Here is a 16,799-nt window from a genome sequence, read left to right as displayed (position 1 = left end):
ATCACTTATCCTAATGTGCCAATTCATATTAATTTTCATGTTTATTGGCACATTATGTAAATATTTATTATGACTATCCATTATATAATCAATACCTTAGATCAATGTATTTTTAAATTGAACTAAAATATTCAAATAAAGGATAAGGGAAATGAAGAAAGTTTTATTTGGGGCAATGTCTATGGTACTTTTTACATCTTCAGCTTTTGCAGAGGATATCACAGGGACTTGGCGTTATATTGACGACAAAACAGGTGAAGCCAAAGGTTTGGTTAAAATCGAAAAACAAAGTAATGGAACTTATGCAGGAACAGCTTTAAAAGCAACACCACGTCCAGGCTATACACCTAAAGAATTTTGTACCAATTGCCCTGCCCCTTATACCAATAAACCGATCATTGGTTTACAAGTAATCTCTGGCTTAAAAACAGATGATCATGTGAATTACACCGATGGAAAAATCATTGATCCTGTTTCTGGAAAAATCTACCGCCTAAAAGGCAAGATCAGCCCGAATGGTAAAAAACTATTTCTTCGTGGTTATTTAGGTATTTCAGTCGTAGGTCGTAGCCAAACTTGGTTACGTGTAGAGTAATTTAACCTTTTCATTAAGACAGCTTATATAAGCTGTCTTTTTTATTTCACCCCAATAATAACGCTGAACACTTAGATTTAACTGTCTAAAGCAAGTTGATATAAAAAATCCAAATGGGTGGGAGCCCCCCCCCTTATCCAAATTCAAATCACTGGCACGACCACCTAATCGAAGTGCAGGCAGATAACAATACATTTGATCATGCGCTAATTTTCCATATTTTTCTTGTGCTTGGCTCAGTGCTGATTTTTCTAAAAACTGCTCTATGATTTCATCATCACACAACCATTCATTAAAAAAGTCATTCAATGACCAAACCGTTACTCCAATATCAGAATTGTGTGGATCCATAAATGAAATATCTTCATCGCCTGCATCGCTTAGACGCCGATAGTAGAACACTATTCCAAAAGCAGATATTGCAATAGGCAACCGCGTCATATCAGGTTCATCTTTCATTAACCATGACCACAATACATCCTGATAACGTTCAGGATCAATGATCTGAATTAGACCATTCCCATAGAAATCAAAACCATGCTCACGCCAGAGCTCTAACAACGCTTCTGGTAAATAAGATTGATATTTTTTAATAATTTCAATGTTGACTGTATTGCCCACCTGATCTACAGGAAACTTATCAATAAATGATTGTAATTGCATTGTTATTCTCTAAGCTTAAATCATTATTCTATAATTTCAATTGTTGGTCGAGCAAGGTAATCCAGACTCAGCCTTTCCATTCAAAACCACTAAATGCATTATCTTGTTTTAAAGAATTTTCCACAGCATTTGCCAATTGCTTAATCATGCTTTGAGTGGCAATTTTTTTAAACCACACCTGCTCTTCATCAGCATGTGCAGAAATCTCACAGGTCAACAAGCCTTGATCATTTAAACGACAATTCACCCCTAAACCTATCGGATGATTTTCCACACTCACTGCCAAATCTTCATGAGAAGATGTCGTTTCCGCCTTAAAACCATATTGAGAAAGTTGTTTTAACAATAAATCCGTTACATACGCCTGAGTAACATGGCATGCATTTTGACCATAATCATTGCTTTTAACATGATTTTCGCAGTTTGCAGTAAATTGTAATGTTCTCATTGCTTCATCCAAAAGGCTTTATAGTTGTATGGTTTTAGAATAAGCAATATAAACAAAACAGCCAAGCTTTTGCTTGGCTGTTTTCAATTAATTATACAAATATTAGACAAGTATTATCGAGACACGATTCCTTTTTATTCAGAAACTTGAATCTCAAGTCCAGCCTGATTCGAAAGCTGAGTGAATGTAGGGAAACTAGTGGCAACAGTTTCAGTTCCCACAATTTTAATCTCACCAGAATTACGTAAACCAGCCATTGAGAAACTCATTGCAATACGATGATCATGATGTGATTCAATTTCACCACCAGTGAAAATCGCAGACCAGTCTCCTGACTTACCTTTTCCTTCGATGATGATGCCATCATCTGTAGGCGTACAATCTATACCTAAAGTCTTTAAACCATCAGCCATCACTTGAATACGGTCAGATTCTTTGACTCTTAATTCAGCTGCACCTGTCAGAACAGTTTGCCCTTCAGCACATGCAGCAGCAATAAACAAAGATGGAAATTCATCAATCGCCAATGGCACTTGATCTTCAGGCATATGAATACCTTTCAACGTACGCGTACCACGAATACGAATATCCGCAATCGGCTCACCGCCAGCGATGCGTTCATTTTCAACAGTGAGGTCTGCACCCATTTGTTTAAGAATTTCAATCACACCTGTACGTGTTGGGTTAATCCCAACGGCTTCAAGCGTAACATCTGAACCCTCTGTAATCGCAGCACCCACCATAAAAAAGGCAGCAGAAGAAATATCTGAAGGAACTTGAATCTCAGTACCTACCAACTTTCCACCACCTTGCAGTGAAATACGATTTCCTTCTGTTTTTACTTCATAACCAAATGCACGCAACATACGTTCTGTATGGTCACGTGTTGGTTCTGGTTCAGTAACAGATGTTTCACCTTCAGCCCATAAACCCGCCAACAGAATCCCTGATTTCACCTGTGCAGAAGCCATAGGTAAATCGTAATGAATTCCTTTCAATGCTTGAGCACCCGTAATAGAAACAGGCGGTGTACCACGTTCGCCCGTAGTTTGAATCTGTGCGCCCATTTCACGCAAAGGCTTGGCTATACGCTCCATTGGACGTTTAGACAAAGAAGCATCACCCGTCATAACAGAGTCAAATTGTTGTGCAGACAACATTCCTGAGAGCAAACGCATTGAGGTGCCCGAGTTCCCCATATACAACGCTGTTTTAGGCGCTTTTAAGCCATTGATTCCCACACCATGAATGGTCACTTCACCATTTTTCGGACCTTCAATACTTACCCCCATATCACGGAACGCTTGAAGTGTTGCTAAAGCATCTTCACCTTCGAGAAAGCCCGTCACATGTGTAGTTCCTTCAGCAATCGCTCCAAACATGATGGAACGATGAGACACTGACTTGTCACCTGGTATGGTAAATTTACCCTTAAATGTCTTCTCACCCGGCAAAATGGTAAATTGTTGTGTCACCTTATTTTTCTCCATCAAAGGTTTATTGGCGAGCATATGATTGAAATGTTGGCGTGCCGCTTGTGCATGACCAAGCAATCCCATCAAGGCTTGTGAATTTTCATCTTCAATCAGTTGACGCAAAGTTGCGAGTTGCGCTTCAAATCCATCTACAGCTTTGAGTATGGCTTTTTTATTGGCAAAAAAAATGTCATGCCACATTTGTGGATCACTGGCTGCAATACGTGAGAAATCTCGAAATCCACCGGCTGCATAGCGGAAAATATCTAAATTATCTTCACGGTTTGCAAGCTGTTCAACCAGATTAAATGCCATCAAATGCGGTAAATGACTGGTATGTGCCAAAACCTCATCATGCTTTTCAACATCCATACAAATCACTTCAGCTTTAGCTGCCTGCCAAAGTTGAATCAGCTTTTCAACAGCCCATTCCGCACTACTCGGTAATGGCGTTAAAATCACTTTGTGATTGGCAAATAAATCCACCTTACCTGCATGAACACCCGTATGTTCAGCACCAGCAATAGGATGTCCGGGTACAAAACCGACCGGAATATTCTGACCATATACAGCATGTGCAGCTTCGACCACATTGCCTTTGGTACTGCCTACATCGGTAATAATCGCATTTTCAGATAGATAAGGTTTTATTGTTTCGAGAATTTTTTGCGTTGCACGAACAGGCAAAGCCAAAACAATTAAATCTGCATCTCGAACTGCATCAACTGGATCACTAAAACCTTCAGAAATAATCCCTAAAGCTTTAGCATCTGCTAAGGTTTTTTTTGAACGTGTTGCAGCAACAACATTTTCTGCAAGATGTTCTGCTGCGATCACACGCGCCAAACTTGAGCCAATCAGCCCAAGTCCAATAAAAGCAACTTTTTTAAATAAAGGTTGTGACATGACGATTTTAAACTACCCTCTTCACAACAACTTTAAAGTACAGCGATTGGATAAGAACCCAGTACTCGTACTTCTTTAACTAACGGGCGTATATCCTCAATCGCAGCTTTAACATTGTCTTGTTCCACATGACCCTCTAAGTCGATGAAGAATACATATGCCCATTTCTCAGGCAATGCTGGACGGGTTTCAATACTGGTCAGACTAATATTGTGCTTGGCAAATGGTGCAAGAATTTCCAACAAAGCACCAGCACGATCATGTGCTGAAATTAACAATGACGTTTTATCATTACCGCTTTGTGGAACTTTCTCACGCCCAATCACCAAGAAACGTGTGGTATTTTCAGGATTGTCTTCAATATTGCCGTGCAAGATTTCCAAGTCATAAATACTTGCAGCGACATCAGATGCAATTGCTGCCGAATGCCATTCATTACGAATACGACGAGCAGCTTCTGCATTAGAACTTAAAGCAACACGCTCCACACCCGGATAATGAGCATCAAGCCATTTGCGACATTGTGCTAAGGTTTGTTGATGCGCATAAATTTGTTTAATGCTGTCCTTACGTGTATTTGATGAAATCAGGAATTGATGATGAATACGTAATTCAACCTCACCAATCACATTCAAATGTGATGCTTTAAAACAATCTAATGTATGGTTAACAACCCCTTCTGATGAGTTTTCAACGGGTACTAAACCATAGTGCGCACTTCCTGCTTCAACTTCACGGAATACTTCATCTATTGTTGGCAATGGGCGAACCACAGCATCTTGACCAAAATGTTTTAAGACTGCTGAGTGAGTATACGTTCCGACTGGACCCAAGAATGCAATACTTTGTGGTGCTTCAAGTGCTAAGCATGCCGACATAATTTCACGGAATAAACGAGCCATTGTTTGATCTGACAAGGGTCCTTCATTACGCTCCATAACTTTACGTAAAACTTGTGCCTCACGTTCTGGACGATAAAACAACGGATTCTCTTCTGATGCAAATTTTGCTTTAGCAACTGCTTCCGCCAGTTTTGCACGGCGATTGATGAGTTGTTGAATTTGTTGATCTACAGAATCAATATCTTCACGGATTTGAGCAAGATCTAGAGAAGTCGTTTTTTGATCATCGTTGATCATTGTTATATCGCCCTTTGAAAGTCAAGAATTACGAAAAGTCTAAGTTTTAGACCCAAAACAGTATAACAATAGTTCAGTTAAATTTGTTGAGCAATAACGCTTTTATCGATGATTCCGTTATTGCCACCACTTTGAATAAAATATCAGCAATGTATGAGTAAACTCCGCTATCCATTACTTACAAAGTAGCTATGGAATTTTAATCATTGCCCACTATGATTAAAATTAAAAGCGGATTTCGAGACAAAGAAAATGAATAAAAAAATCGCTGTTCTCATCACCCATGATTTCGAAGATACGGAATATCATCATCCCGTAGAAGCTTTTCGTGCCGCAAGTCATTCTGTTCGAAATATAGAAAAATCCGCAGGCAACATTGTCTACAGCCAACAACGTAAATCTTCCGTCAGTATAGATTTAGGGATTGATGATATTTCAGTTAAAGATTTTGATGCCTTAATGATTCCAGGCGGGCAATCACCTTATCATTTAAAGAAAGATCCGCGTTTCATTGATTTTCTCCGCAGTTTTGCCAATGCACAAAAACCGATTTTTCTGTGTTGTTACAGCCCTCAACTCTTGATCGACGCACAGATTGCAATTGGTCGTCGTTTGACCTCGATTGATGAATTGATCAAAGAATTAAAAGATGCGGGCGCGGTTATTTTTGATCGTGAAGTTGTGAACGACAATAATCTTTATATTTCTTCACGTTCGACCTATGAATTGCCCGTTTTTATCGATGAATGTTTAAATGTACTGAGCGTTTAATTGAATTTTTATTCACTGTTCAGCATTAAACCAAAGATACATTTTAAACCTTATATTCAAATTTAACCTGATAATTTCTTGTTATTGATTAAACAGATAAAGCAATTGAGAATAAAATACTGTCGCCTAAGTAGATTTTTTCTTTGTTACGAATTTCTGCTTTAAGTGGTAGCAAATAACCTTCTGATTGCTTGTCTGGAAATATTGAAGTTTTCCATACACTTTGTCCTACTGTCACAGTAACAGATATAAGACCCCAACTTTGCCTTTGAAGTAGATAGTTTTTTATTTCCATGGCTTGTTTTTTAGGAACAATCACATAGTGCCAGCCACCAGCACCAGAATAGCGCTGAACTGTGGATTCAACTGAAAATTGTCTTTCATTGTCAATCATTTAATTTTCTCTAAAATTTAAACTTTCCTCATGATTATATGTATTCCTTTTACCCCCCTCTAAGAACAATCAATATGACTACCTGATCCTAAATTCAATATAAAATTCTTGATAAAATATCATACTCGGAAACACATCCGTAACTGTTTGAGGCAGAACTACTTTTATAAAATTCTTATTTTTAATCGTTTAATTTAAACCACTTCAAGTCTTGATCATAAAAATAAAAACTGCACATGCTCCCTAAAAAGCATGAACAGTTTAGATATTCATTTTTCTTAAAAAAAATTAACGACCAATGATTCCACGAGCGACGATTTCTTTCATAATCTCATTTGTTCCTCCATAAATACGTTGAATACGGGCATCTACAAAGAAACGAGAAATTGGATATTCCGTCATATAGCCATAACCACCAAAGAGTTGCAGCAAACTATCGATAATTTTCATTTGCATATCCGTACTGAAACTTTTCAACGCCGCCGCAGTTTCAACATCCAATTTATTTTCTTTATATAATGCTAAATTCTGATTATAAAATGCTGCAGTTGCCAATTCGTCAATTTTAGCTTGTGCTAAAACAAATCGAGTATTTTGAAAACTACCAATTTTCTGACCAAATGCTTGGCGCTCTTGCACATATTGAGTCGTTACATCAATTGCTCCACGAATCGCACCCAATGCTGTTGCAGCAATTGCAGTACGTTCACGAGGAAGTTCTTGCATCAAATAAGCAAAGCCTTGACCAGCATTGCCCAATAACTGGTTGGCAGGAACTTTCACATTATCAAAGAATAATTCCGAAGTATCTTGAGAGTGCAACCCAATTTTATCGAGATTGGTTCCCTTTTTAAAACCATCCAAGTGAGTATCGACCAATAACAATGAAACACCTTTGGCACGAGCTTGTGGATCTGTTTTTGCTGCCAATACGACTAAATCTGCATGCTGACCATTTGAAATGAAGGTTTTTGAACCATTCAATAGATAATGATCACCATTCAAAATAGCACTGCTGCGCATACCCTGTAAGTCCGAACCTGCACCAGGTTCAGTCATCCCAATAGCACCGACGACCTCACCAGCGACCATTTTAGGTAACCAGTATTGCTTCTGTTCTTCATTGGCAATATGCAAAATATAAGGCGCTGCGATTTCAGAGTGACAAGAGATTGCTGTAGATAATGCACCATAACCTGCACGCGCCGACTCTTCAACCAACATCAAAGAGTATTCCGTTGGTACGCCATAACCGCCATATTGCTCAGGAACATCGACACAAAGATAGCCATTTTCACCCAATAATGACCACACTGATCGTGGCATCAAGCCTTCTTTTTCCCATTGCTCATAAAATGGAGCAACATGTTCTGCCATAAAGCGTTTGAAGTTATCACGAAAAAGTTCTAAATCTGCATCATATGCCAACATGTTTATATTCCTTTCAACCTGAGTTTTTGATTTTATGATGTCTAGCATCCTAATCATTTTTTTTAAGCTTGTCATGATCGCATGAGGTCATTTTTTTTTGGCACTTTTGCCAATCCATAAAGCTGCTTTATAAGACTTTGTTATAAAAAAAGAGCAATTGGTTTAAACCAATTGCTCTTTGGTGATATATCGAGATTTCGATCATTTGTGTAGATTAAAACAAACGAATCAGAACTTATTGTCTCTCAGCATCGGGAGTGAAGAATTCAATTTAGTCACTTCATTGAATAATTTCCCAACAAGGGATGGAATTAAGGCATCTGCCATTTGCGCTGCTTGTAAACCAAGTTTCTCACCCAATGTCGGTTTACGACGTGTTTGAATCACATAAACATCGTGTTGTGGGAGCAAACTCAGTAAATATTCATCCGAAGTCTGTAACTTATCGACCAAATTCAAATCACGTGCATCTTCACCATACCAATGCTCGCCTGTGGCTACTTTTTCCACATTCAATTGCGGACGATATTTTTCAACAAAATGTTTAAATAATTGATGGGTTTGTTGTAGTTCTTCTTCAAATTTAGCTTTGCCTTCAGGTGTATTTTCACCAAACATTGTCACGGTACGTTTAAACTGCCCTGCGGTATATAGTTCAAAATCAACATGGTGCTCTTTTAACAGTCGATTAAAGTTAGGCACTTGCGCAACCACACCAATCGAACCCACTACAGCAAATGGCGCAGAAACAATTTCACTGGCAATACACGCCATCATATAACCGCCACTAGCAGCAACTTTGTCCACACAAATAGTCAAGTGAAAACCAGCATCACGTAAACGAACCAATTGTGCTGCTGCCAAGCCATAACCATGCACCATTCCACCTGGGCTTTCTAAACGCACGATTACTCGATCTCGCCCAGCTTTTGCTGTTGCTAAAATCAAGGTAATTTCTTCACGTAAATTCTCTACAGCAGAAGCTTGAACATCACCTTTAAAATCTAAAACATAGATTTTTTGATTATGCTTTTTACGTACACGTGCTTCTTTGACCAATTGTTGTGTCAACTGCAAAAGCTCAAGTTTAGATGCAGTTGATTGAGCAATTCTTTTTCTTTGTTCATTAATTCGTGCATTTAAATGACTAATACGAATTTCTGCGGGAACTTTAGGTAAATGAAATAACATAGAATTTATAATCTCGAATATCTGGATAAATGCTTTTCCATTAAGATGCGGACGGATTGAATAAATTTCAATACATATTTTGAAAAATTCGACTAATCTCTAGTCACTTTACGTGCCACTTATTGTTTTGCTAACACCGATTCAGGTTTAAAATACAGGTGTAAAAATTATAGATGTTTTCCAATTTGTTTAACGCAGATCAGCAATCCAAAATTTTAGTTATAAAACGTATATATTTTTTTTATAAAAAATTAACTACCTCCAAGATTAATGATACTTTTACTTAAAATAATCCACTTTTTATTAATCGTTTTTACGTCTAAATAAATGATGATTAATTCATAAAAATATAGTCATCAATGATACAAAACAGCTTTCAATGCTTTTTATATAACTTTATGCCAATCTTTGTAGGACAAATTCACAAAAAAAACATAGACATGATTTTTCCAACTACATCATACAAAAATAAAATACTAGGTATTTAATTTATTGATAATTTGATATTTATCACATTTTTTTATCTAAATAACATATTTGTTATTTTAATTTATTTATTTAAAATCAACACGTTAAAACGAGAATCACATTTTTTAATTTTATGGTTTTTTAATAATCATTTCTTTAGGAAATGTTGAATTTTATCAACATCAAGGATAAGGAATGAGTATGGATATCTCTTCACACGATGAACACCTACCACCTAAAAAGCAAAAGTTTTATCAAATCCTGTATGTTCAAGTCATTTTTGCAATCGTACTTGGTATCCTTTTAGGGCACTTTTGGCCTGATATTGGTGCGAGTTTAAAACCTTTAGGTGATGCCTTCATCAAATTGGTTAAAATGATTATTGCGCCGGTAATTTTTCTGACAGTGGTCACAGGAATTTCAGGCATGAAACATATGGGAACAGTAGGTCGTGTTACTGGTAAAGCGATGCTTTACTTCATAACATTTTCTACACTGGCATTAATTGTCGGTATGATTGTTGCCAATATTATTCAACCTGGACATGGTTTAAATATTGATCCAACAACATTAAAATCAGACAAAGTGGCTGAATACGCTGAGAAAGCACACGATGCTTCTATCGTTGATTTCTTAATGAATATCCTTCCTACCACCATCCTTAGCCCGCTAACCAGTGGTGACATTCTGCAAGTCCTTTTTGTTGCTGTACTATTTGGTTTGTCTCTTGCTGCGGTGGGTGAAAAAGGTCAGCCTATTGTTGATTTTTTAAATAACTTAACAGCACCAGTATTTCACTTGGTGGGAATGCTGATGAAATTTGCTCCGATTGGTGCATTCGGTGCTATGGCATTTACAATTGGTAAATATGGTATTGAAAGTATTGGTAATCTTTTACTTTTAATCATGACTTTCTACATTACTGCATTGTTGTTTATTCTGGTTATTTTAGGCGCTGTTGCACGCTATAATGGATTTAGAATTACAGACCTGATTCGTTATATCAAAGATGAATTGTGGCTGGTGCTTGGAACGAGTTCTTCTGAAGCAGCACTTCCATCACTAATGCGTAAAATGGAAAAAGCAGGTTGTGAAAAATCTGTGGTCGGACTCGTGGTTCCAACAGGTTACTCATTCAATCTCGATGGTACCAATATCTACATGACGATGGCTGCCCTATTTATCGCACAGGCATGTAATATTGATTTGAGCATTCAAGATCAAGTTCTTTTGTTACTTGTAGCAATGCTCAGCTCTAAAGGTGCTGCTGGTGTAACTGGCGCAGGTTTTATTACTTTGGCTGCAACACTTTCTGTCGTTCCTGCTGTGCCTGTTGCGGGTATGGCTTTAATCCTTGGTATTGACCGTTTTATGTCAGAGTGTCGCGCACTAACCAATTTAGTCGGTAATGCTTGCGCAACAATCGTTGTAGCGCGTTGGGACAATGCATTAGACAAAGATAAATTGGCTGCCGCATTCGCTCACCCACCAAAGTCACATTATGATGAAAAAGCAGTAGAACAACATCGTGAAGACCCAATGGACTAGTTAAAAATTGAGTATAAAAAAGAGCCATCAGGCTCTTTTTTTATTGATCTAAATTTAATGACCACACAATTGATTGGATTAAACTGCACCGATACAGATGCTTAAATCATGCATCTACCCCCAATATACTCATCTGATTTTGAAATCAGTCGGTGTCCTAAATAAAAATATTCCTTTTTCATTCAATGATGATCATTCATGCCAATTAGATTGATTTATTTCCTTACTCAAACAGTCAGGATTGATCTATTTCACAGCATTATTTAATAGGTATTGATTATTCATCTGCGGATCAAAACAATATTTTTTAAATATAAAAAAGAGCCTTTCGGCTCTTTAATTTTAATACTTCGCTGAACTTAACCAAAACGACCTGTAATATAAGCTTCAGTCAATTGATGATCTGGTTGTGTAAATACTTTCTCTGTGGAATTCACTTCAATCAAATCACCCAAGTGGAAGTATGCAGTTCGATCAGATACACGCGCTGCCTGTTGCATTGAGTGGGTCACGATTGCAATGGTGTATTGAGTAGAAAGTTCAGAAATCAGCTCTTCGACTTTTGCAGTTGCAATTGGGTCCAAAGCTGAGCACGGCTCGTCCATTAAAATCACTTCAGGACTTACAGCTATGGTACGTGCGATACACAAACGTTGTTGTTGACCACCAGAAAGACCCGTACCCGGTTGGCTTAGTCGATCTTTAACCTCATCCCACAGACCTGCTTTACGCAAACTGTTTTCAACAATTTCCTCTAAATCGTACTTATCTTTTGCCAAACCGTGTAGTTTTGGACCATAAGCAACATTATCAAAAATTGATTTCGGAAATGGATTTGGCTTTTGGAAAACCATACCGACTTGTGCACGTAACAGCACCACATCAAGATTTGGGTCATAGATATCTTGGTTATCTAAACGTACTTTACCCGTCACACGACAGCTATCAATCGTATCATTCATACGATTCAAAGTACGTAAAAATGTTGATTTACCACAACCTGATGGACCAATAAATGCAATCACTTCATTTTCATAAACTTGAAGATCAATACCTTTAATCGCTTCTGATTCACCATAGTAAACATGTACATCTTCAGCACTAAGTTTGACTGTCGTATTTTTTTCTTTCTTCGGTGTTGAAGATTCAAACTGAGAGACAAAAGATGTATTTGCTTGCTTTTGTTGATGCTCAGTGGATGTAAATTGAGATTGTTCAGAATTCACGGTTGTATCCTGTTTTAAGGAATTTTTAGTTTCTACAGTATTCATCTATTCTGCCCTCTTTTACCAACGAACTTCAAATTTCTTACGTAACCAAATTGCAAAGCTGTTTAAACCCACCATTAGTGCCAATAACACAATGATTGCAGCAGCTGTACGACCTTCAAAGAAGTTACGCAATTCATTACCTTGCCATAAGTAAACTTGAACAGGTAAAGCTGTAGATTGATCGAGTGGAGATACTGGAATATTCGCAACGAAAGCACTCATACCAATTAACAGCAACGGTGCTGTTTCACCCAGTGCATGAGCAATACCAATAATCGCACCTGTCATAATTCCCGGTAATGCCAAAGGAAGTACATGATGAAATACGGTTTGCAAACGCGAAGCGCCTATACCAAGTGCCGCTTGGCGAATTGATGGGGGTACTGCTTTAAGTGAAGCACGTGTAGTAATAATGACCGTTGGTAAAGTCATTAAACTGAGCACCAAACCACCGACCAGCGGTGCTGATATAGGCAGATGCATCCAACCAATAAAGATCGCTGCACCCAGCAGACCAAATACAATCGATGGAACTGCTGCAAGGTTATTGATGTTGACTTCAATAATGTCTGTAATAAAGTTCTTTGGTGCAAATTCCTCTAGGTAAATCGCACTTGCAACACCCAATGGAATAGAAATCACAATCACAATCAACATCATGAATAATGAACCCATGAATGCACCCGCCAAACCAGCCGTTGCTGGTGAACTACGTGAATCTGGGTTGGTAAACATTTGCGTGTTGAACGTACGATTGATAATGCCTTTCGCAGCCAAATCATCTGAAAGCTTACGTACTTCAGGGCTTAACTGTTGCTGATCATCTGGTAATGAACGATCGATATGTCCTGCTAACCAAACATCAATGTTTGCGTCTGCAAGGAAATTTAATTCAACTTTTTTACCCACTAAAGATGGATCTTTAAACACCATATCACGAATACGATATGCTTCAGAGCTAGTATAAAGGCTAGAAAGGTCGTCACGACGACTTTCAAGTGATGGATCTTTAGAAATAATGCCGTTTACAATCAACGCATCCCAATCCACCATACCCATTTTAGTTTGCCAGTCTACATAGCGCTCTTGAAACACAGCTGGAGACTCGCCGACTTTTTGTGTTGGTTTTGGACCCGCATCAATCACAGTTGGATCAAAATAGACAGGTACGGTCATACTTGCTTGCCAAAATGCAGGAAGCCCCTTGTATAAGATACTTCCAAACAAAATCGCGACAAATGCCAGTCCCATAATCACGGCAGAAAAGCCAACAAAACGGAATGTCTTTTCTTTACGATGACGTTTTGATAATGAACTTGCGATTTTAGCTTTACGCTTTTCACGTAGTTCTGCGGCAACTTGAGGATCAAATACATTTTGATCCACTGGAGATGTATTTGATGTACTCATTCGTATTGCTCACGGTATTTACGCACAATGTAAAGTGCGACAATGTTTAAACACAATGTAATAGTGAATAGCGTCAGACCCAATGCAAATGCAACCAATGCCTGTGGGCTTGCAAAGTCGGTATCGCCAGTTAACTGTTTTACAATCGTTACGGTTACCGTAGAAACAGCTTCAAGTGGATTGATATGTAGTAAAGGACTGTTTCCGGCCGCAAGTACAACAATCATGGTTTCACCAATAGCACGTGATACAGCAAGCAAGAATGCGCCAGTAATCCCCGGCAAAGCCGCAGGAAGTACCACTTGGCGTATTGTTTCAGACTTGGTCGCTCCCAAACCCAAAGAACCATCACGTAATGATCTAGGGACTTGAGTGATAATGTCATCAGAAAGTGAAGATACAAATGGGATAATCATGATTCCCATTGCAAAACCAGCAGTAAGTGCGCTGGTTGCATTTACTTCAATACCAATTGAATCACCAATTGATTTAAAGATTGGACCAATCACCATCATGGCAAATACACCATAAACGATGGTTGGGATACCTGCCAAAACCTCAATCGTTGGTTTAGCCCATGAACGGAATCTAGGTGATGCATACTCAGCGAGATAAATTGCAATCATTAAGCCCAATGGAACAGCAACCAATAAAGCAATACCACTGACCATGAGTGTTCCCCATAGTAATGGCAGTAAACCATAACTACCTTCAGCATTTCCTGAAGTGCTAAAACCTGGATTCCACTCTGTACCAAAGAAGAAGTCAATTGGACTGACAAAATGGAAAAAGTGCATCGCTTCGCTGAACATCGACATCACAATTCCTACTGTAGTAAGAATTGCAACGCCAGAACATAAAATCAAAACTACGTTAATGGTTTTTTCAACTTCATTACGTGCACGGAATTGTTGGCTAATTCTTTTTCTTGCCCACACTAATCCCAAGATTGCTGCACAGACCACAACAGCAAATTTGGCAAAAGAACTGATTCTTTCAAACTTTGCTAATTGTTCTGCAGCGGCTACCTCATAAGCTGCAGGCGTATCTGTTACACCAAAACCAGAAGCAATTGCCTTGATGCGATCTACAAGTACATCTACTCCAGCCGTATCAAGAGATGCAGCAACATTTGCTGGAACATTCTTTAGAATTAAATGTTGTAAAACACTTGGTTCTACCAAATTCCAAACAATTAAAATTAAAAAAGCTGGGATTCCACACCACAACGCCACCAAAGAACCATAATAGCCTGGACGTGAATGTAAAACTGCAGTGTTATTTCCCTTACCTGCTAGGCTTCGGCTTTTTCGTAGCCCAATTTGATATGCGATAGCAATTAAAGCTAATAACACGCCAATGAGTAGCAGATTCATGTATTCTCCACCGTTTTTTCAATCCTAATTATTTGAAAAAACTCTGCTTAGCAATGAAAGCCGATGGTAGTCTCCCACCATCAGCTCCATGATTACGGTTTTATTATTTACCAGCTTTGAAACCAGCAAGTACTTTTGCACGCTCAGAGTCTGACAATGAGATCAAGCCAGCTTTGTCTAATTTAGAACCTTTACCAGATACTTTTTTGTTTAAGAAGTATTCAGTATATTCTTTTAAGCCTTTGATAGATTGTAAGTGTTCACCTTTAACATAGAAGTATAAAGGACGCGATACTGGGTAAGTACCATTAAGAACAGTTTGTTCTGAAGGGACTACATTGTTTACTGTCGCAACACGTAATTTATCTTTGTTTTGGTCATAGAAACCTAAACCAAATACACCTACCGCACTTGGAGATGTTTTTAAACGTGCTAGAGTTTCAGTATAGTCACCCGCGATTTCGATCACTTTACCGTCTTTACGGAAAGCAGAACATGCTTTTTTCTGAGCATCTTTATCTAACTTTTTGAAGTAATCGTAGCTTTCACAACCTGCTTCAACCATTTTCTCTTGGAATACTTCACGAGTACCGTGGTTAGATGCTGGAACCACTAAAGTAATGGGTTCGTTTGGAAGAGATTTATCAATTTGGTTCCAACGTGTATACGGGTTTGGTACCAATTTACCATTTGATGGTAATTCAGCTGCTAAAGCTGCAAATACGTGTTGTGGACGTAACTTATAAGCTGCTTTGCTTGCATTTGATGCAAAAACGATACCATCATAACCAATTTTAATTTCTTGGATTTTATTTACGCCTGCTTTTTTACAAGCTGCAATTTCAGTATCTTTGATTTTACGAGAAGCATTCGCGATATCGATTGTATTATCGCCAACACCAGAACAGAACTGTTTAAGACCAGCAGAACTACCGCCTGAACCCACTACAGGTGCTTTAAATTGAGGGAAAGTATTACCAAATTCTTCAGCAACAATACTTGCATAAGGAAGTACAGTAGAAGAACCAGCGATTTGGATGGTATCACGAGCGTTTGCTGCCACTGCTGCCCCTGAAACTGCTAATGCAAGTGCGATATGGTTAATGCGCATTCTTTTCTCTCTTAAATAAACTGCAATTTGAAGTACGCCACTTCTTTTTGTGTTGTACTTTTCGGATAACTGCATTTTGATTTTAAAATATGACAAATAAGTTACAGCTTTATGACGCTTTTATGATAATTGATGATTCGCATTTGATTTTATTAAAAATCTTTAAAATTCAATATGTAATAAACTGTATTTTATTTTTATAAATTTAGAATAATGCCCTTCAAATTGTAATATTTCATGTGAATGTCACAAAACTTCTATTATCCCCCTATTGATACCGCGACATTTCATGTCGTAGTAAGCTTAATTTTTAATGCAAAAAGTTTTAAAATTAATAAAAAAAGAGCAACTAAAATGACTTCATTAAACCGAAAAGAATGGCATGAGACTTTTCTGAAAATGGTCGCTTCGGCAAGTATGATCACCTTCATTATCTATATGAGCTGTTTGATTATCTACATATTATTGTCACAAATTAGTCAATATTTTATCGTTCAAAACCTAGTGAGTAGCTTTAGTTTTATCAGCTTGTTTATCTTAACCATGCAAACATTACGTTCAATGTACCATGTCTATTATTTACCTTTAATGAATAGTTGTGC

The 16,799-nt window shown here is 37.9% G+C and carries 14 protein-coding genes; 3 read left to right on the top strand and 11 right to left on the bottom strand.

Annotated elements, in window-relative coordinates; translation table 11 throughout:
* Window positions 1-151: 151 nt before the first annotated feature.
* Window positions 152-595, top strand: coding sequence for a DUF2147 domain-containing protein (locus AC1Z3T_RS01955; RefSeq protein WP_005032276.1), 444 nt, complete (start codon window positions 152-154; stop codon window positions 593-595).
* Here AC1Z3T_RS01955 and AC1Z3T_RS01950 read toward each other — a convergent pair.
* From AC1Z3T_RS01950 to pheA, 4 genes are all read right to left on the bottom strand, one after another.
* Window positions 581-1,258: a GAD-like domain-containing protein gene (locus tag AC1Z3T_RS01950; RefSeq protein WP_228153599.1), complete on the bottom strand. Its 678-nt coding sequence runs from the start codon at window positions 1,256-1,258 to the stop codon at window positions 581-583. The genes AC1Z3T_RS01955 and AC1Z3T_RS01950 overlap by 15 nt on opposite strands.
* 67 nt (window positions 1,259-1,325) lie before the next feature.
* Window positions 1,326-1,706 (bottom strand): hypothetical protein, encoded by a 381-nt coding sequence (locus AC1Z3T_RS01945; RefSeq protein WP_100885507.1) that lies wholly within the window; start codon window positions 1,704-1,706, stop codon window positions 1,326-1,328.
* Between the two features lie 134 nt (window positions 1,707-1,840).
* Window positions 1,841-4,087 carry a bifunctional prephenate dehydrogenase/3-phosphoshikimate 1-carboxyvinyltransferase gene (locus AC1Z3T_RS01940; RefSeq protein WP_174761706.1) on the bottom strand — a complete coding sequence of 749 codons (2,247 nt, stop codon included), beginning with the start codon at window positions 4,085-4,087 and terminating at the stop codon, window positions 1,841-1,843.
* Between the two features lie 32 nt (window positions 4,088-4,119).
* Window positions 4,120-5,226: a prephenate dehydratase gene (gene pheA / locus AC1Z3T_RS01935; RefSeq protein ID WP_004824524.1), complete on the bottom strand. Its 1,107-nt coding sequence runs from the start codon at window positions 5,224-5,226 to the stop codon at window positions 4,120-4,122.
* 252 nt (window positions 5,227-5,478) lie between these two features.
* Between pheA and AC1Z3T_RS01930 the strand changes: the two genes are divergently transcribed.
* Window positions 5,479-5,997, top strand: coding sequence for a DJ-1/PfpI/YhbO family deglycase/protease (locus AC1Z3T_RS01930; RefSeq protein ID WP_005032287.1), 519 nt, complete (start codon window positions 5,479-5,481; stop codon window positions 5,995-5,997).
* 88 nt (window positions 5,998-6,085) lie between these two features.
* Here AC1Z3T_RS01930 and AC1Z3T_RS01925 read toward each other — a convergent pair whose 3' ends face one another.
* The 3 genes from AC1Z3T_RS01925 to sohB all read right to left on the bottom strand — a co-directional run bounded on the left by AC1Z3T_RS01925 (window position 6,086) and on the right by sohB (window position 9,022).
* Window positions 6,086-6,391, bottom strand: a complete 306-nt coding sequence (locus tag AC1Z3T_RS01925; RefSeq protein ID WP_005032289.1) for a DUF1905 domain-containing protein — start codon at window positions 6,389-6,391, stop codon at window positions 6,086-6,088.
* A gap of 288 nt (window positions 6,392-6,679) precedes the next feature.
* Window positions 6,680-7,822, bottom strand: coding sequence for an acyl-CoA dehydrogenase family protein (locus tag AC1Z3T_RS01920; RefSeq protein WP_005032291.1), 1,143 nt, complete (start codon window positions 7,820-7,822; stop codon window positions 6,680-6,682).
* 228 nt (window positions 7,823-8,050) lie between these two features.
* Entirely contained in the window at window positions 8,051-9,022 is a 972-nt protein-coding gene (gene sohB / locus AC1Z3T_RS01915) for a protease SohB (RefSeq protein WP_257790589.1), read from the bottom strand.
* Window positions 9,023-9,682: 660 nt separating this feature from the next.
* Here sohB and AC1Z3T_RS01910 point away from each other — a divergent pair.
* Window positions 9,683-11,029 carry a dicarboxylate/amino acid:cation symporter gene (locus AC1Z3T_RS01910; RefSeq protein ID WP_010591372.1) on the top strand — a complete coding sequence of 449 codons (1,347 nt, stop codon included), beginning with the start codon at window positions 9,683-9,685 and terminating at the stop codon, window positions 11,027-11,029.
* A 359-nt stretch (window positions 11,030-11,388) separates the two neighbouring features.
* On the opposite strand, the gene pstB is transcribed toward AC1Z3T_RS01910, so the two are convergent.
* From pstB to AC1Z3T_RS01890, 4 genes are all read right to left on the bottom strand, one after another.
* Entirely contained in the window at window positions 11,389-12,300 is a 912-nt protein-coding gene (gene pstB, locus AC1Z3T_RS01905) for a phosphate ABC transporter ATP-binding protein PstB (RefSeq protein ID WP_004824538.1), read from the bottom strand.
* Window positions 12,301-12,315: 15 nt separating this feature from the next.
* Entirely contained in the window at window positions 12,316-13,710 is a 1,395-nt protein-coding gene (gene pstA / locus AC1Z3T_RS01900; RefSeq protein WP_004824541.1) for a phosphate ABC transporter permease PstA, read from the bottom strand.
* Window positions 13,707-15,086 carry a phosphate ABC transporter permease subunit PstC gene (pstC, locus tag AC1Z3T_RS01895; protein ID WP_004824542.1) on the bottom strand — a complete coding sequence of 460 codons (1,380 nt, stop codon included), beginning with the start codon at window positions 15,084-15,086 and terminating at the stop codon, window positions 13,707-13,709. Before pstC ends, pstA begins: the two co-directional genes overlap by 4 nt.
* Before the next feature lie 103 nt (window positions 15,087-15,189).
* Window positions 15,190-16,197 (bottom strand): substrate-binding domain-containing protein, encoded by a 1,008-nt coding sequence (locus AC1Z3T_RS01890; protein WP_004824544.1) that lies wholly within the window; start codon window positions 16,195-16,197, stop codon window positions 15,190-15,192.
* Window positions 16,198-16,799: the final 602 nt, after the last annotated feature.

The sequence above is a fragment of the Acinetobacter sp. B-6 genome, from assembly GCF_056930735.1.
Note: the sequence above shows the minus strand (reverse complement) of the source record. Positions and strands in the feature narration are given on the sequence as shown.

Excerpts from the sequence above, each read along its gene's own strand:
- AC1Z3T_RS01955 (WP_005032276.1), top strand. The coding sequence starts at position 152 with ATGAAGAAAGTTTTATTTGGGGCAATGTCTATGGTACTTTTTACATCT.
- AC1Z3T_RS01950 (WP_228153599.1), bottom strand. The coding sequence starts at position 1,258 with ATGCAATTACAATCATTTATTGATAAGTTTCCTGTAGATCAGGTGGGC.
- AC1Z3T_RS01945 (WP_100885507.1), bottom strand. The coding sequence starts at position 1,706 with ATGAGAACATTACAATTTACTGCAAACTGCGAAAATCATGTTAAAAGC.
- AC1Z3T_RS01940 (WP_174761706.1), bottom strand. The coding sequence starts at position 4,087 with ATGTCACAACCTTTATTTAAAAAAGTTGCTTTTATTGGACTTGGGCTG.
- pheA (WP_004824524.1), bottom strand. The coding sequence starts at position 5,226 with ATGATCAACGATGATCAAAAAACGACTTCTCTAGATCTTGCTCAAATC.
- AC1Z3T_RS01930 (WP_005032287.1), top strand. The coding sequence starts at position 5,479 with ATGAATAAAAAAATCGCTGTTCTCATCACCCATGATTTCGAAGATACG.
- AC1Z3T_RS01925 (WP_005032289.1), bottom strand. The coding sequence starts at position 6,391 with ATGATTGACAATGAAAGACAATTTTCAGTTGAATCCACAGTTCAGCGC.
- AC1Z3T_RS01920 (WP_005032291.1), bottom strand. The coding sequence starts at position 7,822 with ATGTTGGCATATGATGCAGATTTAGAACTTTTTCGTGATAACTTCAAA.
- AC1Z3T_RS01910 (WP_010591372.1), top strand. The coding sequence starts at position 9,683 with ATGGATATCTCTTCACACGATGAACACCTACCACCTAAAAAGCAAAAG.
- pstB (WP_004824538.1), bottom strand. The coding sequence starts at position 12,300 with ATGAATACTGTAGAAACTAAAAATTCCTTAAAACAGGATACAACCGTG.
- pstA (WP_004824541.1), bottom strand. The coding sequence starts at position 13,710 with ATGAGTACATCAAATACATCTCCAGTGGATCAAAATGTATTTGATCCT.
- pstC (WP_004824542.1), bottom strand. The coding sequence starts at position 15,086 with ATGAATCTGCTACTCATTGGCGTGTTATTAGCTTTAATTGCTATCGCA.
- AC1Z3T_RS01890 (WP_004824544.1), bottom strand. The coding sequence starts at position 16,197 with ATGCGCATTAACCATATCGCACTTGCATTAGCAGTTTCAGGGGCAGCA.